Origin of the sequence: Streptomyces typhae (genome assembly GCF_009755605.1) — a bacterium.
GTDB lineage: Bacteria > Actinomycetota > Actinomycetes > Streptomycetales > Streptomycetaceae > Streptomyces > Streptomyces typhae.
In genome coordinates this window covers 754,556-775,986 of record NZ_WPNZ01000001.1, presented here as the reverse complement: position 1 = coordinate 775,986, position 21,431 = coordinate 754,556, and the positions used below count along the sequence as shown (strand labels likewise).

The 21,431-nt window shown below is 72.2% G+C and carries 20 protein-coding genes; 17 read left to right on the top strand and 3 right to left on the bottom strand.

Translation table 11 applies throughout. From position 1 onward, the window contains the following. Positions 1 to 2 precede the first annotated feature (2 nt). From GPA10_RS03430 to GPA10_RS41590, 14 genes are all read left to right on the top strand, one after another. Entirely contained in the window at positions 3 to 830 is an 828-nt protein-coding gene (locus tag GPA10_RS03430; protein ID WP_157164052.1) for a hypothetical protein, read from the top strand. Continuing rightward, on the top strand, positions 827 to 2,134 hold the full coding sequence (locus tag GPA10_RS03425; protein WP_058848027.1) for a TadA family conjugal transfer-associated ATPase: 1,308 nt from the start codon (positions 827 to 829) through the stop codon (positions 2,132 to 2,134). The genes GPA10_RS03430 and GPA10_RS03425 overlap by 4 nt, the downstream gene beginning before the upstream one ends. A gap of 8 nt (positions 2,135 to 2,142) precedes the next feature. Continuing rightward, entirely contained in the window at positions 2,143 to 3,186 is a 1,044-nt protein-coding gene (locus GPA10_RS03420; RefSeq protein ID WP_425505651.1) for a type II secretion system F family protein, read from the top strand. After that, positions 3,183 to 4,112: a type II secretion system F family protein gene (locus GPA10_RS03415; RefSeq protein WP_058848028.1), complete on the top strand. Its 930-nt coding sequence runs from the start codon at positions 3,183 to 3,185 to the stop codon at positions 4,110 to 4,112. The genes GPA10_RS03420 and GPA10_RS03415 overlap by 4 nt, the downstream gene beginning before the upstream one ends. A 41-nt stretch (positions 4,113 to 4,153) precedes the next feature. Continuing rightward, positions 4,154 to 4,405, top strand: a complete 252-nt coding sequence (locus tag GPA10_RS03410; RefSeq protein WP_030565356.1) for a hypothetical protein — start codon at positions 4,154 to 4,156, stop codon at positions 4,403 to 4,405. 160 nt (positions 4,406 to 4,565) lie between these two features. Further along, positions 4,566 to 4,943 carry a TadE family protein gene (locus GPA10_RS03405; protein WP_241845019.1) on the top strand — a complete coding sequence of 126 codons (378 nt, stop codon included), beginning with the start codon at positions 4,566 to 4,568 and terminating at the stop codon, positions 4,941 to 4,943. Between the two features lie 80 nt (positions 4,944 to 5,023). Further along, the gene (locus GPA10_RS03400) at positions 5,024 to 5,428 is read left to right on the top strand and encodes a TadE/TadG family type IV pilus assembly protein (protein WP_425505662.1); all 405 of its coding nucleotides are present in this window, start codon (positions 5,024 to 5,026) and stop codon (positions 5,426 to 5,428) included. After that, on the top strand, positions 5,425 to 5,892 hold the full coding sequence (locus tag GPA10_RS03395; protein ID WP_343040246.1) for a pilus assembly protein TadG-related protein: 468 nt from the start codon (positions 5,425 to 5,427) through the stop codon (positions 5,890 to 5,892). Before GPA10_RS03400 ends, GPA10_RS03395 begins: the two co-directional genes overlap by 4 nt. 214 nt (positions 5,893 to 6,106) lie before the next feature. Then, positions 6,107 to 9,199, top strand: coding sequence for an AfsR/SARP family transcriptional regulator (locus GPA10_RS03390; RefSeq protein WP_157164051.1), 3,093 nt, complete (start codon positions 6,107 to 6,109; stop codon positions 9,197 to 9,199). A 208-nt stretch (positions 9,200 to 9,407) separates the two neighbouring features. Beyond that, positions 9,408 to 10,139, top strand: a complete 732-nt coding sequence (locus GPA10_RS03385; protein ID WP_157164050.1) for a prepilin peptidase — start codon at positions 9,408 to 9,410, stop codon at positions 10,137 to 10,139. 157 nt (positions 10,140 to 10,296) lie between these two features. Next, entirely contained in the window at positions 10,297 to 11,496 is a 1,200-nt protein-coding gene (gene mqnC / locus GPA10_RS03380) for a cyclic dehypoxanthinyl futalosine synthase (RefSeq protein ID WP_343040245.1), read from the top strand. Positions 11,497 to 11,502: 6 nt separating this feature from the next. Continuing rightward, positions 11,503 to 12,081 (top strand): imidazolonepropionase-like domain-containing protein, encoded by a 579-nt coding sequence (locus tag GPA10_RS03375; protein WP_157164049.1) that lies wholly within the window; start codon positions 11,503 to 11,505, stop codon positions 12,079 to 12,081. Positions 12,082 to 12,264: 183 nt separating this feature from the next. After that, complete coding sequence (locus tag GPA10_RS03370) at positions 12,265 to 12,960, top strand: demethylmenaquinone methyltransferase (protein ID WP_058848035.1); 696 nt, start codon at positions 12,265 to 12,267, stop codon at positions 12,958 to 12,960. Between the two features lie 172 nt (positions 12,961 to 13,132). Then, complete coding sequence (locus GPA10_RS41590) at positions 13,133 to 16,096, top strand: zinc ribbon domain-containing protein (protein ID WP_198351488.1); 2,964 nt, start codon at positions 13,133 to 13,135, stop codon at positions 16,094 to 16,096. 51 nt (positions 16,097 to 16,147) lie between these two features. On the opposite strand, the gene GPA10_RS03360 is transcribed toward GPA10_RS41590, so the two are convergent. Continuing rightward, positions 16,148 to 16,516: a PASTA domain-containing protein gene (locus GPA10_RS03360; protein WP_343040244.1), complete on the bottom strand. Its 369-nt coding sequence runs from the start codon at positions 16,514 to 16,516 to the stop codon at positions 16,148 to 16,150. A 205-nt stretch (positions 16,517 to 16,721) separates the two neighbouring features. Further along, positions 16,722 to 17,243, bottom strand: coding sequence for a GNAT family N-acetyltransferase (locus GPA10_RS03355; protein WP_343040289.1), 522 nt, complete (start codon positions 17,241 to 17,243; stop codon positions 16,722 to 16,724). Between the two features lie 175 nt (positions 17,244 to 17,418). Between GPA10_RS03355 and GPA10_RS03350 the strand changes: the two genes are divergently transcribed. After that, positions 17,419 to 18,702, top strand: coding sequence for a geranylgeranyl reductase family protein (locus GPA10_RS03350; protein ID WP_058848039.1), 1,284 nt, complete (start codon positions 17,419 to 17,421; stop codon positions 18,700 to 18,702). A 152-nt stretch (positions 18,703 to 18,854) separates the two neighbouring features. On the opposite strand, the gene GPA10_RS03345 is transcribed toward GPA10_RS03350, so the two are convergent. Next, a complete protein-coding gene (locus GPA10_RS03345; RefSeq protein WP_058848040.1) occupies positions 18,855 to 19,709 on the bottom strand; it encodes a C40 family peptidase in 855 nt (284 codons plus the stop codon). Positions 19,710 to 20,489: 780 nt separating this feature from the next. On the opposite strand from GPA10_RS03345, the gene GPA10_RS03340 reads away from it, so the two are divergent. Together GPA10_RS03340 and GPA10_RS03335 are read left to right on the top strand one after the other, a co-directional pair. Then, the gene (locus tag GPA10_RS03340; protein ID WP_003992243.1) at positions 20,490 to 20,849 is read left to right on the top strand and encodes an NADH-quinone oxidoreductase subunit A; all 360 of its coding nucleotides are present in this window, start codon (positions 20,490 to 20,492) and stop codon (positions 20,847 to 20,849) included. 13 nt (positions 20,850 to 20,862) lie between these two features. Then, complete coding sequence (locus GPA10_RS03335; protein WP_058848041.1) at positions 20,863 to 21,417, top strand: NuoB/complex I 20 kDa subunit family protein; 555 nt, start codon at positions 20,863 to 20,865, stop codon at positions 21,415 to 21,417. Positions 21,418 to 21,431 lie beyond the last annotated feature (14 nt).

Genomic DNA, 21,431 nt, shown 5'->3' with positions numbered 1-21,431 from the left:
ACATGGCCCTCATCGCTCTCGCCGCCGACAAAGGCTCCCCCGGCGTCACCACCGCGGCCGTCGCGCTCGCGGCGGTGTGGCCGCGGCGCGTGCTCGTCGCGGAGACCGACCCCGCGGGCGGCGACCTCGTCTACCGCAGCGCCGCCGCGCACGGCGGCCCGCTCAACCCGAACACCGGCATGCTGTCCATCGCCGCGACCGCGCGCCGCGGCCTCGTACCGGATCAGCTGTGGGACCACGCCCAGCCGCTGTCCGGCGGCCTCGAAGTGCTCGTGGGCCTCGGCATGTCCGAGCAGGCCGCGGGGATCGCCGGGATCTGGCCCACCCTCGGCCGCGCCTTCGCGCAGCTCGCCGAGTCCCCGAACGCCCCGGCCGACGTCATAGCCGACTGCGGCCGGATCGCGGGGGACAGCCCGGCCGTCGAACTGTTCCCGCACGCCGCGCTCGTCCTGCTGATCTCGCGTACGGAGCCCGAGGCCATCGCCCGCGTACGGGACCGGGCCGCGGCCCTCGCCACCCGGCTGCACGGCGGCCCGCGTGGCGCCGCCGCCCTCGCGACCCCGCTCGTCGGCGTCGTCCTGATCGCCGACCCGGCGAACTCCGGCAAGCTGATACACCAGGTCGACGAGATGCTCATGGCCGCGCAGACCGGAGCCCGGGTCGTCGGCACGCTCGCCGACGACCCGGCGGGCGCCGACCAGCTCGCGGGCCGTAAGCGCGGCAGGCTCGACAAGTCGATGCTCATCCGCTCCGCGCGCAAGGTCACCGCCGACCTGTACCAGCAGTACGGCGCCGCCTGGGCGAGCCCGACGGCGGGGTCCGGGCGATGAGCGCCGTCGACCACCAGCTGGTGAAGCGGTTCCGGCAGGACGCCGGTGACCGCATCGCCGAGCAGCGCCGCCTCGACCAGGTCTCCGGCGTCACCCCGATGTCCAGCGAGGACGAGCGGCAGTACGCCCGCGCCGTCATCGCCCAGATCCTGGAGGAGTACGCCCGTACGGAGATCAACTCCGGGCGCACCCCGCTGGACGCCGAGACCGAGGAGCAGTACGCGGCCGCCGTGCACGCCGCGCTCTTCGGCGTCGGCCGCCTCCAGCCGCTCCTGGACGACCCCGAGGTCGAGAACATCGACATCAACGGGTGCGACCAGGTCTTCGTGGGCTACGCCGACGGACGCGAGACCAAGGCCGAGCCGGTCGCCGAGACCGACGAGGAACTGATCGAGCTCATCCAGATCCTCGGCGCCTACTCGGGGCTGTCGTCGCGCCCCTTCGACTCCGCCAATCCGCAGCTCGACCTGCGCCTTCCGGACGGGTCCCGGCTCTCCGCCGTCATGGACGTGGCCCGGCGGCCCGCCCTGTCCATCCGCCGCGCGCGCATGGGCAAGGTGTTCATGTCCGACCTGGTCGGCAACGGCACGCTCACCCCGGACGTCGCCCACTTCCTCGCCTGCGCCGTACGGGCCCGCAAGAACATCATGATCGCGGGCGCCACCAACGCCGGGAAGACCACGCTGCTGCGCGCCCTCGCCAACGAGATCCCGCCGCACGAACGCCTCATCACCGTCGAGCGCGCCCTGGAACTCGGCCTCGACACCTTCGCCGACCTGCACCCCAACGTCGTGGCGTTCGAGGAGCGGCTGCCCAACTCCGAGGGCCAGGGCACCATCTCCATGGCGGAACTCGTACGCCGCTCGCTGCGCATGAACCCCTCCCGCGTCATCGTCGGCGAGGTGCTCGGCGACGAGATCGTGACCATGCTGAACGCGATGTCGCAGGGCAACGACGGCTCGCTGTCCACGATCCACGCCAACAGCTCCAGCGAGGTCTTCAACAGGATCTCGACGTACGCGCTCCAGGCCGCCGAACGGCTGCCCATCGAGGCCAGCCAGATGCTGGTCGCGGGCGCGGTGAACTTCGTCGTCTTCATCCAGCGGCGCAACAACTACCAGACCGGCGGCAAGCTCCAGCGCATGGTGACCTCCGTCCGCGAGGTCAACGGCGTCGACGGCCGGGTCCTGTCCAGCGAGGTGTTCGCCGAGGCACCGGACGGCAGCGTCGTCCCGCACGCCCCGATCGCCTGCATGGACGACCTCGCCGCCTTCGGCTACCGGCCCGCCGGGCAGTGGGGGTGACGCACGGCATGAACACACTCAGTGTGCACGCGGACGGCATGCACGCACTCAGCATGGGTTCCCTCGGTTCGATGGGAGGCCTGTTCTCCCTTCCCGTCCTGTACGGGCTCGCCTGCGGCGTCGCCGTCGGCGGCGGCCTCGCGCTGCTCGCGGTCGCCGTACGCGGACTTCCCGCCAGGCCCGCCCACGAGAAGCAGCGCGCCGGCGAGCGGATGAGCGAACTCGTCCGGTTCGTCGGCCGGCGCGGCTCGATCGCCATCGGCGTCGGCCTGGTCGTCCTGCTGCTCACCCGGTGGGCGGTGGCGGGCCTCGCGTCCGGCGTCCTCGTCTTCTTCTGGGACAAGCTGTTCGGCGGCGCCGCCGAGGAGCGCCTCCAGATGAAGCGCGTGGAGGCCCTCGCCGCCTGGACCGAGTCGCTGCGTGACACCATCGCGGGCGCCGTCGGCCTGGAACAGGCCATTCCGGCTTCCGCGCGCGCGGCGGCACCCGTCCTGCGGCCGCACCTCGACGCCCTCGTCGACCGGCTGCGGGCCCGTACGCCGCTGCCCGAGGCCCTGCAGATCCTCGCCGACGAGATCGACGACGCCTCCGCCGACATCATCGTCGCGGCACTGATCCTCAACGCGAAGCTGCGCGGGCCCGGCCTGCGGCAGGTCCTCGGCGCGCTCGCCAAGTCGGCGCGCGAAGAGGTCGACATGCGCCAGCGCGTGATGGCGCAGCGCGCCTCGACCCGGCGCTCCGTGCAGATCGTGGTCGCCGTCTCCATCGCCTTCGTGCTCGGCCTCTCCATCTTCAACCGCGAGTTCGTCTCGCCGTACGGCACACCCGTCGGCCAGCTCGTGCTCGCCTGCGTGTGCGGCCTGTTCGCGCTCGGCTTCTGGTGGCTGCGCAAGCTGTCCACGGTCGAGACGCCGGACCGTTTCCTCGTACGCGACGAGCCCGGGGTCCAGTTCGTACGGCCTCAGGCCCCGGGCACCACGGGCACGCCGGGTGTCCCGGGCGTCTCGGGTGTGCCGGGCGCCCCGGGCGTCACCGAGGGGGTACACCGATGAACCTGACCCTGCCGATAGTCATCGGCGCCACCCTCGGCCTCGGCATCTTCGCCCTCGTACGGGCCCTGATGCCGTCCAGGCGCAGCGCGGTCGCCACGGTCGCCCGCATCGACGCGATGCGCGCACGAGGAGCGGCGTACGAGTCCGCGCACCGCACCGCCGACACGGCGGACACGGGACGGCTCGGCGCGCTGCGCGGCCGGGTGGGCGCGCGGGTCGCCGAGTTCTACCTCCAGCAGGGCTGGGAGCTCAGGTCGCTGCGGGCGGACCTCGCCGTGCTCGACCGGAGCTGGGAGAAGTTCCTCGCCACGAAGGTGCTGCTCGCGGCCGTCGGTGTCTTCTTCGGCCCGTTCCTCTTCGTCGTCATCTACACCCTCAACTTCGGCCGCAGCCCCATCATCCCGGTGTGGCTCGCCCTGATGTTCGGCGTGCTCTTCTTCTTCCTGCCGGACCTGGAGGTGCGGCGTGACGCCCAGGACAAGCGGCGGGACCTGCGCCGCGTCATCGGCGCCTACCTGGACCTGGTCTCCATGAGCCTCGCCGGCGGCCGCGGTCTGCCCGAGGCGCTGATGGCGGCGGCCGAGGTCTCCGACGGCTGGGCGACGCAGCGGATCCGCAACGCGCTCGCGGACGCCCGGATCACCGGCATCAGCCAGTGGCAGGCCCTCGGCGCGCTCGGCGAGCAACTGGGCGTCGAGGAGCTCAAGGACCTCTCCGCGTCCCTCGCGCTCGTCGCGGACGACGGCGCGAAGGTGCGTGAGTCGCTCGCCTCCCGTGCGGAGACGATGCGCCATCGCGAGCTCGCCGAGATCGAGGGCAGCGCGGGCGAGAAGTCACAGTCGATGCTGGTGGCACAGCTGTTGCTGTGTGCGGGATTCCTGGTGTTCCTCATCTTTCCGGCGGCGATGCGCGTGTTCCAGGCCTGAACCTTCCGAGACGCAACACCTTTTTGAAGGGACAACTCACCATGAACGGTCGGAACTTCAGCTCCGGCATCCCGGCAGTCGACTTCCTCGTGACCTTCCTGCAGACCCGGGTGCGGCGCGCCCGCTCCGGCGAGCTCGACCGCGGCGCGTCCGCCGTCGAGTGGGTGATCATCTCGGCGGTCGTGGTGGCGATCGTCGGCGTGGTCGCCGCGATCATCAACAACGCGCTCAAGGGCGGCGCCGACAAGGTCAGCGACTGCATCGAGGGCGCCGACGCCAGCAAGACCTGCTGACCGGGCGGCTGTCGACGTCATGAGGGACAACGGGGGCGAAAGCGGGAGAGGGACCGGCAGCGGGGCGTGCAGCGGGGCGTGCAGCGGGGCGTGCCGTGACCGGTTGCCGGGATTCGTGCGCCGCAGGGTGGAGGCAGCCTCCGCCCGCGGCGAGTCCGGCATGACCGCGATCGAGTTCGTGCTGCTCACCCCGGTGCTCTTCTTCCTGATCTTCGCGACCGTGCAGTTCGCGCTGTACTTCTTCGCGGACCACGTCGCCCAGGCCGCGGCCCAGGCCGGCGCGCGCAAGGCCCGCGCCACGGCCGACGAGAACCCCGGCGGCTGGCGGGGCGGGGCGACCGACGTCGTCGACGCCTACATCCGCCAGCTCGGCCCGAAGCTCGTGCTCCGCCCCGACGTGCAGACCGTCCAGCCGGAGCGGAACACGGTCGGCGTGGAGATCACGGCCGATGTGCCCACGGTGTTCCCCGGGCTCGACTTCAAGGTGCACGCGCAGTCGTCGGGGCCGGTGGAGCGGTTCGTGGAGGAGGGGGAGTGATGCGGACGCCACGGGGGGACCGGGGGCTGTCGGCCGTGGGAGGTGACCCGGGCCTGTCGGCTGTGAAAGGTGACCGGGGTCTGTCGGCCGTGGGAGGTGACCGGGGTCTGTCGACCGTCGAAGTGGTCATCCTGGCGCCGGTGATGATCCTCTTCATCCTGGTCCTTGTGGCCTTCGGGCAGCTCGTCGAGGGCCGGGGCGCCGTCGACGGGGCGGCGCGCGACGCCGCCCGCGCCGGGTCGATCCAGAAGGACCAGGGCACGGCGATGGCTGAGGCGCGCAAGGCGGCCAAGGCGGACCTGGAGGACGTCTGCTCGGGTCCGGTGCACGTCGTGCAGAAGAGCGCGGGCTTCGAGCCGGACACGCTCTTCACGGTAGAGGTGAGCTGCGAGGTGCGCGGCCTGGAGATGCTCGGCCTGGACATCCCGACGACGCTGGAGGCGAGCTTCAGCTCCCCGCTCGATCCGTACCGGAGGTCGGCGTGAGCACCGTGGTGGTGAGAGTGCGTGCGTGGGCGGGCGCCCGCCGGGCGCGTCTGGACGACCGGGGTTCGGGCGCGGGCGCCGTCATCGTCTTCGCGCTCGTCTTCCTCACCCTGTCCGCGTTCGTGATCGACGGCGGCCTGTCCATCTCCAAGCGTGAACGCGCCGCCGACATCGCCGAACAGGCCGCCCGCTACGCCGCCCAGGACCTCGACACGGAGGGTCTGTACGAGGGCGCGAAGGGGGCTCCCATCAATTACGAGAACTGCGGCGCCCGGGTCCAGAAGTTCGCCCGGGAGATGGGGCTCAACGGCCCCGACGTGGCGGCCACGCACTGCGTCACCGCCACCGCCGAACAGGTCGAGGTCGAGGTGCAGATGACGTACAGCCCCGTTTTCACCGGGATGTTCTTCGGCGGTGACGTGACGGTGCACGGCCGGGCGGCGGCGGAGAACGAAGTGGGGTAGCCGGAGGCCGGGGGGTTATCCACAGGCCCCCGTCGGGTGACCCGCATTTCCGTAACATCGCTGAGTACGCACGTGAACGACGCCGAGTACGCACCTGAACGACGCCGAGTACGCACCTACGAACCGCCCCTGCATACGAACCATCCCTGCACACGCACCACCCCTGCGTACGAGACATACGAGCCCACCAAGGATCAGGACCAGGAAACCCGCCATGGCGCGACGTACCACCCCAAGCTCGACGGGTCCGAGGAACCGGACTCCTCAGCCCCTGCCGGGGCGCCGGCGTTCGGCAGGGGACTTCGTCAAGGCGTTCCTCGCCTTCGTCGCCCTCACCGCGCTGCTCGTCGGCGTGCCCGGGGCCCTCGCCTACTTCGTGGGGTGGCCGCTGCCCGGCGGAGCGCCGTCCCTGGACTGGCTTCAGCAGGAGATCACGGTCACCACGTTCGTCAACGTGCTGACCGTCGTGGTCTGGCTGGCCTGGGCCCAGTTCACCGCGTGTGTGCTCGTGGAGGTCAAGGCCGCGCTCTCCGGTGTGGGCATGCCGGGGCGGGTGCCGGGGGCGGGGCCGAGCCAGGTGCTCGCCCGGCAGCTCGTCGCGGCGCTCCTCCTCGTCGGTGCCACGGCGGCCGGCTTCGCGCCGGGCCTTTCGAACTTCGGGCAGGCCGCGGAGGACAACCACAAGCCGACCGCCGCCACCGCCCAGCAGACCCCCGGCGTCCTCGGCCAGGACCAGCGGCATGCCGCGGCGAGCGCCGCGGACGCCCTCGCCGAGCAGGCAGGCCACGCGGCGGACCGTGCGGGCAAGGAGGGGGACACGAAGTTCTACCGCATCCAGCCCCCGGAGGGCCGCCACCACGACTCCCTCTGGGAGATAGCGGAGCGCCACCTCGGCGACGGACGGCGGTACAAGGAGATCTACCAGCTCAACAAGGACCGTGAGCAGCCCGACGGCTCCCGGCTCTCCGAGGCCAGCCTCATCCGGCCGGGCTGGATCATGGAGATGCCCGCCGACGCGCACGGCGGCGACCTGGTGGAGATGCCCGACGAGGCCCCCGAGGTGTCGAAGGAGGTCCGCGAGCAGATCGCCGACTACGCCAAGTCCGGGGACCAGCGGCAGGGCGGCGGCGCCCAGGAGACGGGCGGCGACCGCAAGGGCGGGGGGTCCATCGACCGCGACACGGCCCACATCGCACTGCCCGAGCAGCGGCCGGGCGGCAGCGAGCGGGGCAGCGGACAGGGCACCGACCGCGGACAGGATGACGACCGCGGAAAGGGCACCGACCGCGGCAAGGGCGACGACCGCGGCAAGGGCGACGACCGCGGCAAGGGCGACGACCGCGGAAAGGAGTCCGCATCCACCGCTTCCGATGGCTCCTCCTCGGACTCCTCCTCGGACTCCTCCTTCGGCCTGCCCGAGGCGCTCATCGGCGCGCCCCTGCTCGCCGCCGGACTGCTCGGAGCCCTCGGCCGCCGACGGCGGCAGGCGCTGTGGCAGTCGGCGATGGGCGCCGTCGGCCTGCGCCGCGGCATGGAGCCGCCGACGCCGACGGGCGCCGCGGCCGACGCCCAGGACGCCCTGCTCGTCGGCGCCGACCCCGAGGGCGTGCGGATCCTCGACCGCTCGCTGCGGGGCCTCGCCGCCGCCCTCACCGAGGAGTCCCGCCCCCTGCCCACGGTGTACGCGGCCTGGCTCACCGGCGGCGACCTGCACCTTCAGTTGGCACAGGCCGCCGGACGGCCGCCCGCGCCCTGGCAGTTGGGCCAGGACGACACGTTCTGGACGCTCGCCCGCACGGACGCCGAGCGGTACGGCGACGTGGACGCGGCCGCCCCCTACCCGGGCCTGGTCTGTCTGGGCACCATGGACGACGACTCGCGGCTGCTGCTGAACCTGGAGGCCGTGCCCGGCATCGTGTCGCTCGCCGGTGCGGCGGCCGACCGGACGGCCGTGTTCGCCTCCCTCGCGGCGGAGCTCGCCACCAACGGCTGGTCGGACCGCATGACCATCACCCTCGTCGGCTTCGGCGACGACCTGACGCCGCTCGCCCCGAACCGGCTGCGGCACCTGGAGGACGTCGAGGCGCTCATCGAGACGATGGACGCCGAGACCCGGCAGCGCCGCGGCGCGCTCGGCGCCGCCGGGCACGACTCGGTGCTCACCGGCCGCACAGGACCCGCCCAGCACACCCGCTGGGCTCCGCACCTGGTGCTGCTCGCGGCGCAGCCGAGCCCCGAGGACGCCGTGGCCCTCGCCGAGCTGGCCGCCGACGCGAGCCGCCTCGGCATCGGTTACGTGGTCGGCTCCGACACCGGCGAACTGCCCGGCGCCGCCTGGGAGATGCAGATCACCGGTGAGGGCACGCTGCGCGCCCCGCTCCTCGGCCTCGAACTGGTGGCACAGCAGTTGCCGGAGCCGCTGCGGCGTGCCGTGGTCGAACTGTTCGTCGCCGCCGACCCCCGACCCGGGGGCGGCGACGGCGGCGACGGCTCGGACGGCGGGGCCGCGGTCGCGCCGCCGTTCCTCGTCGACGTCAGCGAGCAGGGCCGCCCCGCGGTGTACGCACGGCTCGTCGGCAGCTACGAGATCATCGGCCTCGACAGCCCGGACGGCGAGCGCAGCCCGCTCCTGCACGAGGCCCTGGCGCTGCTGTTGCTGCACCGCGAGGGCGTGCACCCGCGGGTCCTCGCCTCCGCGCTGTGGCCGCGCGGGGTCACCGACGACGTCCGTGACGCCCTGGTCGACCGGCTTCGGGGCTGGCTCGGCAGCGATCCGGACGGCTCGCCGCGGCTGACCGCCGACGCCGGTGGCCGGCTCACGCTGGCCAAGTCCGTCGTCTCCGACCTGGACGTCCTGCGGTCGCTGTACCACGAGGCGACGCAGGGCCGCGGGTCCGGCAACCGGGCCGTGCGGGGGCGGATGCTCACCGACGCCCTCGTCCTGGTGCGCGGTCCGCTCCTCGCGGACCGACCGCAAGGGCGGTACGGCTGGCTCACCCACGAGATAGTCGACGCGCAACTGCCGCTCCTCGTCGCGGACATCGGGCTCGCGCTGTCCGAGTTCCACCTGGAGAAGGACCGCGCCGAGAAGGCCATCGAGGCGCTGAACGCGGCCCTCGGGTCCGCCCCCACCGACGAGCGCCTGTGGCACGAACTGCTGCGGGCCACCCACGCGACGGGTGACCCGGCGAGGCTGCGGACCCTCGCGGCGGACCTGGTCGGACGGAGCGGGGCGCGGGGGTTGCCTCCGCGTACGGAGGCGTTGCTGGACGAGTTGTCGCCGGGGTGGCGGGCGGGCGCCGCGTAGGGGCACCGCCGGGGGCGGCAACCGCCCACCCCCGCTCCGCGGCGGCTTTCCCCACCCGCCCACCCGTTACTGTCGGCCTCGGCGCACCGCGGCCTGGGCCTGGTTCATCGGCCGGTTACCGTCCACCACCGCTCCGCGGCGGCTTTCCCCACCCGCCCACCCATTACTGCCAGCCCGAAGAACCGAACACCGACCGAAGCGGAGCGCCATGCAGCAGACCCTGATCGTCATCGGGGCCACCCTCTGGGGCGCCGCCACGGGCTTCCTGCTGCCCCGAGCGGCCTACCGCTTCTCGGTCCCGCCGGAGCGACCCTGGCGGGACCGCTGCCCGAGCGGCGAGCACCAGCTCAAGGGCTGGCTGGGCCCGGCACCGGACGAGTGCGGGGACGCGCGAGCGGCCCGCACCCGCGCCGTACTGACCGCCCTGATCACCGCCGCGGCCTGCGCGGCCCTCGCCGCCACCACGGGCCCCCGCCCGGAACTCGTGGTGTGGCTGCTCCTCACCCCGCCCGGCGTCGTCCTGGCGATCGTCGACTTCGCCGTCATGCGCCTGCCGGACGTCCTGACCCTGCCGATGGCGGCGGCGGCCCTCGGGCTACTCGCCGCGGCCGCGGCCCTGCCGGAGCACGGCGGGTCCTGGACGACGGCGGCGCTCGGCACGGTCATCCTCAGCGGCGGCTACTTCGTCCTCTTCCTGATCAATCCGAACGGCATGGCGTTCGGCGACGTCAAGCTCGCGCTGGCGCTCGGCGCGGCCCTCGGCTGGTACGGCTGGGGCGTCCTGCTGCTGGGCACGTTCACGGGCTTCGTGCTCGCGGCGGTGTACGGGGGCTGGCTCGTCGCCGTGCGCAAGGCGGGCCGCAGAACGGCGATCGCGTTCGGCCCGTTCCTGCTGACCGGGGCGTTCGCGGGAGTCCTGCTCGGCGCGTACGCGGCGTGAGCGACACCTCCGCCGCAGCCCGCGCTCCTCGCGGCAGCGGCGCTCCCCTGCGCGGCGGCGGCTCCGGCCGGGGCGGCGGCTCCCCACCGCAGCGGCCCCCGGCCCCTGGCGTACGCTGAAGAAGATCTGTCCGCCCCCTGACGAAAGGGACGCCCCGGTGACCGAGAAGGCCGACCTTCAGTCCGTCCTCGACCGCGCCGCAGCAGGCGGACGGATCAGCGCCGAAGAGGCGCTCGACCTGTACCGCGACGCCCCGCTGCACGCACTCGGCGCCGCCGCCGACGCCGTACGCCGCCGCCGCTACGCGGGCACCGAGCACATCGCGACGTACATCATCGAGCGCAACATCAACTACACGAACGTCTGCGTGACGGCGTGCAAGTTCTGTGCCTTCTACGCGGCCCCGAAGGACACCAAGAAGGGCTGGACGCGCGACCTCGACGACATCCTGCGCCGCTGCGCGGAGACCGTCGAGCTGGGTGGCACGCAGATCATGTTCCAGGGCGGCCACCACCCGGACTTCGGCGTCGAGTACTACGAGGAACACTTCTCGGCGATCAAGAAGAACTTCCCCCAGCTGGTCATCCACTCCCTCGGCGCCTCCGAGGTCGAGCACATGGCCCGCATCTCCAAGGTCACGGTGGAGGAGGCGATCCAGCGGATCAACGCCGCCGGACTCGACTCGTTCGCGGGCGCGGGCGCCGAGCTGCTGCCCGAGCGGCCGCGCAAGGCCATCGCGCCGCTCAAGGAGTCCGGCGAGCGCTGGCTGGAGATCATGGAGACGGCGCACAACCTGGGAGTGGAGTCGACCTCCACGATGCTCATGGGCACCGGTGAGACGAACGCCGAGCGCATCGAGCACCTGCGCATGATCCGTGACGTGCAGGACCGTACGGGCGGCTTCCGCGCCTTCATCCCGTACACGTACCAGCCCGAGAACAACCACCTCAAGGGCCGCACGCAGGCCTCGGTGTTCGAGTACCTGCGCATGATCGCGATCGCCCGGATCTTCCTCGACAACGTCGCGCACATCCAGGGCTCCTGGCTGACCACCGGCAAGGAGGCCGGCCAGCTCACGCTGCACTACGGGGCGGACGACCTCGGCTCGGTGATGCTGGAGGAGAACGTGGTCTCCTCCGCCGGTGCCAAGCACCGCTCCAACCTGCGCGAGATGATCGACATGATCCGCACTGCGGACCGGGTCCCGGCCCAGCGCGCCACGACGTACGAGCACCTCGTCGTGCACGACGACCCGGCTCACGACCCCGTCGACGAGCGGGTCGCCTCGCACATCTCGTCCACGGCCCTGGAGGGCGGCACGGCGCACCCGGAGCTGAAGCTCCTGGCCGCGAACTAGCGCGCCTTGCTCACGCTGCACCGGGTACGAGGAGTCGGGCCGCCGCCCGGGGACGAGGCCGCCGGGGGCGATGTCGTCGCAGGGCACGCCGTCGTCGCAGGGCACGCCGTCGTCGTCGACGGCACCCGCTTCGCGGCCGTCGGCCCGTACGAGGAGCTGCTCGCCGCGTACGGAGAGCGGGCGCGCGTACGGGAGTGGGGCGACGGCATCCTGACCCCCGGCCGCTTCGAGCCCGACGCCGTCGCCCTCCTCGAATCCGCGTACTGGCCCGACCCCCGCGAAGCCGACGACCTCGGCACCGAACCCCTGACGGGCCTGGCCCTGGCCGCCCTGGACATGACGGACACCCGTTGGGGCGCGAGCGCGAGACGCGGCGTCCAACGCCTCCTGGCGACGGGCACCACGGCCCTGGCGGGCCCGTTCACCCACCCCACGGTCCGCACGGCGGTCGCCCGCTCGGGCTTCCGCGACCGCCCGGTGGCCCCGCCCCGCACCGGGGGAGAAGCGGACTTCACCGTGCTGACCCCGGACGGCACCTGCCTGGCGACGGCGATCGGCGGCCGCCTGGTGTACCGCCGCCGCTGAGGCGTACGGCAGGCCGAGGCGCGCGGCAAGGTGGCGCCCCGAAGGGGCGCGGGGAACTGCGCGAGCAACCACAGAACTCCCGCACTCGCCAGGGATCAGAACCGGGCAGACGCCCCCGCGAACAGTCCGCCGCAGGCGAAGGCCACCGCCGAGGCAGAAGACCGGCCTGACACAATAGGCAGGGTGACCCGAGCCTCCTTGGACAAGCAGCCGCACGAAGTCGCCTCCATGTTCGACGACGTGGCGGAACGGTACGACCTGACCAACGACGTGATCTCGCTCGGGCAGGCCCGGCTCTGGCGCAAGGAGGTCGCCCGCGCGGTGGACGCCCGTCCCGCGCAGAAGGTCCTCGACCTGGCCGCCGGGACCGCCACCTCGTCGGGCCCCTTCGCGCAGGCGGGCGCGTACGTCGTCCCGTGCGACTTCTCGCTCGGCATGCTGCGCGTGGGCAAGCAGCGCCACCCGTGGATGCCGTTCACCGCGGGCGACGCGATGAAGCTGCCGTTCAAGGACGACACCTTCGACGCCGTCACGATCTCCTTCGGCCTGCGCAACGTCCAGGACACCGACGCCGCGCTGCGCGAGATGTACCGCGTGACCCGGCCCGGCGGACGCGTCGTCATCTGCGAGTTCTCCGAGCCCACGTGGGGGCCGTTCCGCACGGTCTACATCGAGTACCTGATGCGCGCGCTGCCGCCCGTCGCGCGCACGGTCTGCTCCAACCCGGACGCGTACGTCTATCTCGCCGAGTCCATCCGCTCCTGGCCCAACCAGCCCCAGCTCGCCGCGCGGCTGCAAGGCGCCGGCTGGTCGAAGGTGGCCTACCGCAATCTCACGGGCGGGGTCGTCGCGCTGCACCGGGGGTTCAAGCAGAGTTAGCTCCGCGCAAGGGAGTTGACGGGAACCGTTTGGCGGAGAAGATGTGTCAGTTGCTATGTCCCAGCCACGCGCAGTGGCCGGGACATGACGGTCGGCGTTCGTCGGCCGCGTCCCCACATCGTTCTTCGCACATTCCCCATTCTGCTCATTCTCCCCATAACGGAGCTATCCGATGGCGTCGAACTGCCCCGGTTGCGGGGCTCCAGCTCCCGACGAGGCCCGCTTCTGCATGAGATGCGGGCGTGAACGCCCACCGGTCGAGGACGCGGCACCGCCCGCCGCCGCCGAACCGGGCGCCGCCTCCGGCACCGCCCCGGCCGTCGATTCGGCCGCCGTTCCGGCTGCCGACCTGGCCGTCGATTCGGTCGCCGACACCGCGACCGATTCGGCCGCCGACACCGCGACCGATTCGGCCGCCGAGCGTCGGGACGAGGCGGAGTCGAAGGCTCCGCCCGGCTCCGCAGCCCCGGCGCACCCCGCGACCCTGGTGGACCCCCCAGCCGCCGAACCGTCGCCCGCGCCGCCCCCCGCTCCCGCCGCCGCTCCGGCACCCGCGCCTCCGCCCCCGGAGGCCGCCCCCGCGACTCCCGCGTACGCGGCGCCGCTCGCCGCCCCACCGCCTCCCGGGCATCTGCCCCCGCCCCCGAAGCCCTCGCCCGTGGGCGCCTTCCTCGGGCGCGCCCTGCGGGGCGACTGGGCCGGGTCGGTGCGGGCCGCGCTGTGGCCGCTCGCGTTGCTGCTGGTCACGGCCGTGGCGTGGGCTCTTCCCTCGTACGGTCAGGACGGCGAGGACGGCGAGAACGTCGTCGGCTTCGTCGGACGGCTGCGGCTCGCGCTCGCCGTCACGCTGCAAGCGGTGGGCGGGGACCTGGAGCTCAGCGGCCGTGAGGAGCGCAGCTTCACCGGCTCCACCACGGAGTCCGCGATCGACGGCAGCATGTCGATACACCTGGTGCCGCTGACGGTCACGGCCCTGTTCGTCGGGGCGCTGTTCATCGGCGCACGCACCCTCAGGAACCGTCTGCGCGACCGTGCCGCCGCGTACGGGGACCAGCACGCGGGACCGACGGCGGGGCTCGAAGCCGCCCTGCGCGTCGGCCTGGTGACCGCCGTCGGCGTACTGGCGCTCGGGCTCTTCGCGCAGCCGGAGATCGAGGGCGTCGAGGTGTCGTCGGGGCCGTTCCTCGCCATGCTCGGCGCGCTGCTGCTCGCTCTGGCCGTCACGGGCGGCCTGCTGTACCGCGAAGGCGCACCGCACCAAGGGGCGACCGCGCTCTGGCCCGCCGGGCGCCCTGGCGCGCAGGCGTTCCTGCGCGCCGCCGGGGTAGCGCTGCGCGCCCTCGCCGTCGTGCTGGTCGTGGCGTCCGCGGTCGGCTACCTCGCCCTCACCCAGATCGACGAACTGGCCGACGCGGCCGACACGGACGACGCCGGTGTGTCGCCGTACGTCGTCGCCCTGCTCGTCCTGCCGAACCTGGGCCTCGCCGCCCTCGGCGTCGGCTGGGGCGCGCCGCTGGAGGCGGAGGCGACCGGGCGGCGTACGACGTCGTACGGAGGTGAGCGCGAGAGCCAGTCGTTCGGGTTCTCCGAACTCGGTGACCTGTTCAACTCCGGTGCCGTGGTGGGCGCGTTGGCGCTCGGCCTGGTGTGCGCGCTGACGATCGGTGTGCTGGCCGCGCGCCGGTGCGCGGGCCGCGGCGAACAGGTCCTCGCCGCGGGACTCTTCTTCGGGATGTTCCTGCTGCTCGCGGCGGTCGGCGGCTTCAACGTCGAGACCTCGGCGAGCGAGGTCGGGTTCGGCGGCAGTGGCAACTCGGCGAAGGCCACCGTCGAGGGCGGCGTGAGTCTGCCGGAAGCGCTGCTGTTCGGGTTGCTGTGGGTGGCGGGAGCGGTCGTCGTGGGGCCGTTCGTGGCACGGACGGCGGGACAGGGAGGCGGGGTGGGCGGACCGCCCATGCCACCCGGGCCACCCGGCCCCTCCGGCCCGCCCGGCCCTGCCGGTTCATTCCGTCCCGCCGGTTCTTCCGCGCCGTCCGCGCCCTCCGTGCCCTCTGGGATGTCCGCGCCGTCCGCGCCCTCCGTGCCCTCTGGGACGTCCGTGCCGTCCGCGTCCTCCGCGCTGTCAGGTTCGGGCGGGGCCCCCGGGCCGGGGCCGGGTCAGGCTCCGGTTCCGGACGCGCACGCCGTGCCGACGCAGAGCGCCCTGCCGGTTCCGCCGCCCCCGCCGCACGGCGCGGGCCACGACCCGTACCCCCCGGCGCCCGCCTTCCAACTCGGCCACCCCCAGGCACCGCGGCGCGCCCCCGGCGGGGCACGTGGCCGCGCGGGCATCTGGGTGGCCACGCTCGTCGGCGCCCTGGTCGTCGGCGGCGGTGTCGCGGCGGGCGTCCTGCTCTGGCAGCAGTCGGGCGACGACACGGACGCCAAGGGCAAGAACGGGAGCCCGTCCGTCAGCAGCAGCGAGCAGCCGTCCGACGCGCCCTCGTCGGACGACGCGTCGACCGCGGGCGCCGCACAGCCCACGCCCGCCGGCTCACCGTCGGACACCGGCAGCACGGACGGCGGCACCGGCGGCGGCACGGAAGACGGCGTCAACGACGGCACAGACGACGGCACGGACGAAGGAGCGGACGCCGAGGTCGACGACGGGTCGGCCGACAGCGCGGGCGGCGCCGCGGTGCCCTCGGGCTCGCAGCGCGTGACCGACACGATGGGTTTCTCCTTCGCGGTCCCTGACGGCTGGAGCCGCGAGATCGGCGACAACCCGACCCAGATCGTGTACGCGGGGGTGACGGGACCGGAGAACTTCCAGATCGGCGTCATCGACAACGCCGACTACACCTCGTACGGGAACCTCAGGAACATGGAGGTGCACGCCAAGAAGGACCCGGACAAGTCGGACTACCGGCGCATCCGCCTCGCGGACACGACGTTCAGGGGGCGACCGGCCGCGGTGTGGGAGTACACCTACGAGGACCGGGCGGGCCGCACGATCCACGCCATCGACCACAGCTACATCGCGGGGAACGGCACCGAGTACGCCCTCCAGCTGTCCTGGCGCGAGGACTTCTGGCCGGCCGGGCACGGCGCGGAGACGCACCGGACGGCGCTCAACACCTGGCGCCTCATCGGGTAGCGCGCGGGCGGACGGCGCAAGAGGCGGCGCACGCCTGGGGTGCGCGCCGCCTCAGCCGATTCCGACGCCCACCTCGGGCTGCCGCTGCCCGCATGCGTCCGGTGGGTCGAGCGCGCGCCGCATCCCGCCGCCCGGCGGCACCGGGCACCGGGGTTCGCGCACTCCGGCGCCGCCCTCGCCCTCCTGCGGCCCGAGGTCGAACCACACCGTCACGACGGCGCCGCGCGGAACCTCGGCCTCGGGCACCGGGAACTGGCGGACGACGTAGTCCACAACGAGGTCGGGGAAGTCGGGCCGGTCGGGCGCCGCGAGCCGCACTCCGTACGCGGCTGCCGTCTCGCGCGCGTCCATCGCCATCAGCCCCACCAGGCGCGGCACGCGCACCTCCGGCGGCCCGGCGGCCCCGGGTGTCCTCGGCACAGGCGTCACCCCCCAGCGGTATGGGCAGGGTAGCTCCACCGCCCACGACCACAACCCCACCGACCGGGACCTGACGCGGCCCCCGGTCCCGGCGAGGTCCCGGTCCCAGCGAGGTCCTGGTCCCGGCCGTGTCCCGGACCCGACACGGCCCGGCCCCGACACAGCCCCAGCGCCACCCCCCAGCCCGAGCCAAGAGCACAGCCCGCTAAAGCACCAACCGGAAGCACTGAGCCGACTGCCCCGACCGGGGCGAGACGTACGTCTCAGCGGGTTCCATGCCGAGGCCCCGGGCCACCGCGACCGAGCGCGCGTTGCGCGGGTCGACCATTGCCACCACCGCGGGCACACCCGCGGCCCGCACCCGCTCGACGGTGGCGCGGGCCGCCGCGCTCGCGTAGCCCCGGCCCCACGCCGCTCGCGCGAGGCGCCAGCCGATCTCTGTCTCGCCCGTCGGGCCCCACGGGCGCGGCCACGGCTGGGCGCCGGTGAAGCCGATGGGGTCGCCCGCCGGGTCGAGCAGGGTCCACAGGCAGAAGCCGTGCTCGGCGTCGTGCCGGCGCTGCCGGGCGGTCAGCTCCTCGTACACGGACAGCTCCGCCGAAGCGCCCCCGAGGAAGTCCATGACCTCCGGGTCGTCGAAGAGCCGGTGCCAGACGAAGGCGTCCTCGTGCGTGGGCACGCGCAGCCGCACGGCGGGGCCGTCGACGACGGAACCGGCCGGGGACACGGCCGTGGATCCGGCCACGGTGGTGACGGCCGAAGAAGCGGCCACGGTAACGGGGCTTACGTCGCTCACATCGCTCACAAGTGGCCCTTCGCCTGGTTGATCGGTACCGCCTCATAGACTGCCCATATCCCGTGCCCGTCGGCACACATATTTCGAGCCTTGGGGAGAACCCGCCGTGACCGAGCCCCTCTCCGAAAACACCGCTGACGTCATCGTGGTCGGGGCCGGGCCAGCCGGTTCCACCACGGCGTACTACCTGGCGAAGGCCGGACTCGACGTACTCCTCCTCGAAAAGACCGCGTTCCCGCGGGAGAAGGTCTGCGGCGACGGGCTCACGCCCCGCGCCACCAAGCAGCTCGTGTCGATGGGCATCGACATCTCCGAAGAGGCCGGCTGGTTGCGGAACAAAGGACTCCGCATCATCGGGGGCGGCGTACGGCTCCAGCTGGATTGGCCGGAACTCGCCTCCTTCCCCGACTACGGCCTCGTACGGAAGCGCGACGACTTCGACGAGCAGCTGGCGCGCCAGGCCCAGAAGGCGGGCGCGCGGCTGCACGAGCGCTGCAACGTGGGCGCCCCGATCGTCGACGACCGCACCGGCCGCATCACCGGCGTGCACGCCAAGATGGGCGAGGACAAGACGCCGGTGACCTTCCACGCGCCGCTGGTGGTGGCCGCGGACGGCAACTCCACGCGCCTGTCGCTCGCGATGGGCCTGCACCGCCGCGAGGACCGCCCGATGGGTGTCGCGGTGCGTACGTACTTCACGTCGCCGCGCCACGACGACGACTACCTGGAGTCCTGGCTGGAGCTGTGGGACCGCCGCGGCGCCCAGGACCGGCTGCTGCCCGGCTACGGCTGGATCTTCGGCATGGGCGACGGCACGTCGAACGTCGGCCTCGGCGTCCTGAACACCTCCGCCGCCTTCAAGGAGCTCGACTGGCGCGAGATCCTCAAGGCCTGGTGCGCCTCGATGCCCGAGGACTGGGGCTACACGCCCGAGAACATGACCATGCCCATCCGCGGCGCGGCCCTGCCGATGGCGTTCAACCGCCAGCCGCACTACACCAAGGGCCTGCTCCTCGTCGGCGACGCGGGCGGCCTCGTCAACCCGTTCAACGGCGAGGGCATCGCGTACGCCATGGAGTCCGGCCAGATCGCGGCCGACGTCATCGTGCAGGCGCACGCCCGCGCCACGCCCGCCCAGCGCGAACTGGCCCTGCACGACTACCCGAAGACGCTCAAGGAGGTCTACGGCGGCTACTACACGCTCGGCCGCGCCTTCGTGAAGCTCATCGGCAACCCGAAGGTCATGAAGATCGCCGCCCAGCGGGGCCTCACCCACCCGATGCTGATGAAGTTCACCCTGAAGATGCTGGCGAACCTCACGGACCCGCGGGGCGGCGACGCGATGGACCGCATCATCAACGGCCTCAGCAAGGTGGCCCCGAAGGCCTGACCGGGCCCCCGGGCCCCGGGCCACCACGAACGGCAGAAGGGCCGGAACCCCGCGCGGGGTTCCGGCCCTTCCTGTGTACGTGTGTACGTGCGTACGTGGTGGACGTACGCGAAGCCGTAAGAGGCTGCGAAGCCGTCAGAGGACGCGAGCCGTCAGAGGACGCGCACGGCACCCGAGGCGGGGTAGCCGGACAGGTCCTGGATCACGACGCCCTTGCCGGGGTTCGCGGCGTCCAGGTACTGGCCGCCGCCGATGTACACGCCCACGTGGTACGCGGACCCGGCGCCACCCCAGTAGACGATGTCGCCCACCTGGAGGTTGGACAGCGAGACGGGCGTGCCCGCCGTCGACTGGGCCTGCGAGGTGCGCGGCAGGTCGACGCCCGCCTGCTTGAAGGCGGCCTGCACGAGGCCCGAGCAGTCCCACGAGTTGGGGCCCGTGCCGCCCATGACGTAGGCGTCGCCGACCTGCGCCTTGAGGAAGCTGATGACGCTCGCCACGCTGCCGCTGGAGGGCGTCGACACGTTCGACGAGCCCGAGGAGTCCGAGGCGGAGGTGGAGGAGCCGCCGCCGGAGGGCGCGGACTGCGTGCTGAGCCGGGTGCGCTCGGCGTCGCGCGCGGCGCGCTTCTCCGCGGCCTTGCGCTCGGCCTCGGCCTCGGCGGCGGCCTTCTTCTTGGCCTCCGCCTTCTTGGCGGCCTCGACCTGGTCCTTGGCGGCCTGCTTGGCCGCCTTCGTGGCCGCGGCGTCCTGCTGGGCGCGCGCCTCGTAGCTGTCGGCCGCCTGCGCGGTGGCGTCCGCGGACTGGGCGATCTGCGCGGACAGGTCAGCCGTCAGGGTGGGCAGCTCGATGGTCTCGGTCACCGGCTCGGCGGCGGTCGCCGTACCAGCGGCGCCTGCCACTGCCAGGGTGCTGAGGACGCCACCGGCAACTCCGGCGCGCAGAGCCATCTTCGACGCGCTGCGGCGGGGCTTCCGGTGGCTGGGTATGTGAGCGGTGTGGGACATGAGAACAACCGCTATCAGGGACACACGGTTCCCTTCAAGAAACGTGTGCTGCGCCACAGTTGCCCCTCCGACGGCTGAATCCCGGGCGTGTCGCTTCTTATTGACGCCGTAACGGGCAATGCGGACAGTCGTGATCACGCCTGTGATCATGGGTTTTCCGCTTTACGTCCGAATTGCCCGTGGAATACCACCCGGCGAGGCGGTTGGCCAAGCCCGGTTGTTCGGCCGGGAGTTCGGGTGTGGTGCAGGTCACTCGGGCGCGGCGACTGGATCTCGTCGAGACCTGGCCGAGATCAGTCCGAGATCTTCCGGTTGTGCGGTGTGACGGGTCCACGCGGGTGAGGTGACGGGCCCCCGGCGAACTCGTGAAGCGATGCACGCATCGGCCGCCGTCCACGCACCCGTCCACACCTCCGCGCCTCTCGCGCCAAAGTGTGAACGCCCGCCTCTATCAAGTGATCCGGTCCAGCGCCAATTTGCCTGTAGTGGCTTGGCCTTGATAGTGCAACCGCGCCTCGACCAGGCCTGATGGGTCAGGATGTCACCTCTGGTGATCACTCAGGTGCTTCGCGTGTGAAGATCACCGCTCATCCGACTTCATGATCCTTCGTCAGGTGGTGGAGATCACAAAGCCGTTGTCGTACCCCGTGTCGCAGATCACAGACCGGCAGGCATAAGATGCGGGGCAGTCGGGCTTGTGACCTGCTTCACATGTAAGCGATCTTCGTGGGCCCGACGCAACCGCCAGCAGTCAGCGCCGACTGAGAGGAGCGAGGAGCGGTGAACGCCTATGCGCCCATCCTCGTACTGGGAGCCCTCGGGGCAGGCTTTGCGATCTTCTCCGTGGTCATGGCCACGCTTATCGGGCCGAAGCGGTACAACCGCGCGAAGCTCGAGGCCTACGAGTGCGGTATCGAGCCGACCCCCACGCCGGCCGGCGGCGGGCGCTTCCCCATCAAGTACTACCTGACGGCGATGCTCTTCATCGTCTTCGACATCGAGATCGTCTTTCTCTACCCCTGGGCCGTCACGTTCGACGCCCTGGGGATTTTCGGGCTCGTGGAGATGCTGCTCTTCGTGCTCACCGTCTTCGTCGCCTACGCGTACGTATGGCGGCGCGGCGGCCTGGAATGGGACTGAGGGGCCACAGAGCATGGGACTCGAAGAGAAACTGCCGAGCGGATTCCTGCTGACCACCGTCGAGCAGGCCGCAGGGTGGGTGCGCAAGTCATCCGTCTTCCCCGCCACGTTCGGACTCGCGTGCTGCGCCATCGAGATGATGACGACCGGCGCCGGGCGCTACGACCTGGCGCGCTTCGGCATGGAGGTGTTCCGCGGCTCGCCGCGGCAGGCGGATCTGATGATCGTCGCCGGACGCGTGAGCCAGAAGATGGCGCCCGTCCTGCGCCAGGTCTACGACCAGATGCCCAACCCCAAGTGGGTCATCTCCATGGGGGTCTGCGCCTCGTCGGGCGGGATGTTCAACAATTACGCGATTGTGCAGGGTGTGGATCATGTCGTCCCGGTCGACATCTATCTGCCCGGTTGTCCGCCCCGGCCCGAGATGCTGATGGACGCGATCCTCAAGCTGCACCAGAAGATCCAGTCCTCCAAGCTCGGCGTGAACGCGGAAGAAGCGGCCCGAGAGGCGGAGGAGGCGGCCCGCAAGGCGCTCCCCACCATTGAGATGAAGGGGCTGCTGCGGTGACCGACAAGCACCCG

Coding starts and splice junctions, on each gene's coding strand:
- GPA10_RS03415 (WP_058848028.1), top strand. CDS start 3,183: ATGAACCTGACCCTGCCGATAGTCATCGGCGCCACCCTCGGCCTCGGC.
- GPA10_RS03405 (WP_241845019.1), top strand. CDS start 4,566: ATGACCGCGATCGAGTTCGTGCTGCTCACCCCGGTGCTCTTCTTCCTG.
- GPA10_RS03345 (WP_058848040.1), bottom strand. CDS start 19,709: ATGTCCCACACCGCTCACATACCCAGCCACCGGAAGCCCCGCCGCAGC.
- GPA10_RS41590 (WP_198351488.1), top strand. CDS start 13,133: ATGGCGTCGAACTGCCCCGGTTGCGGGGCTCCAGCTCCCGACGAGGCC.
- GPA10_RS03425 (WP_058848027.1), top strand. CDS start 827: ATGAGCGCCGTCGACCACCAGCTGGTGAAGCGGTTCCGGCAGGACGCC.
- GPA10_RS03420 (WP_425505651.1), top strand. CDS start 2,143: ATGAACACACTCAGTGTGCACGCGGACGGCATGCACGCACTCAGCATG.
- GPA10_RS03390 (WP_157164051.1), top strand. CDS start 6,107: ATGGCGCGACGTACCACCCCAAGCTCGACGGGTCCGAGGAACCGGACT.
- GPA10_RS03385 (WP_157164050.1), top strand. CDS start 9,408: ATGCAGCAGACCCTGATCGTCATCGGGGCCACCCTCTGGGGCGCCGCC.
- GPA10_RS03335 (WP_058848041.1), top strand. CDS start 20,863: ATGGGACTCGAAGAGAAACTGCCGAGCGGATTCCTGCTGACCACCGTC.
- GPA10_RS03410 (WP_030565356.1), top strand. CDS start 4,154: ATGAACGGTCGGAACTTCAGCTCCGGCATCCCGGCAGTCGACTTCCTC.
- GPA10_RS03430 (WP_157164052.1), top strand. CDS start 3: ATGGCCCTCATCGCTCTCGCCGCCGACAAAGGCTCCCCCGGCGTCACC.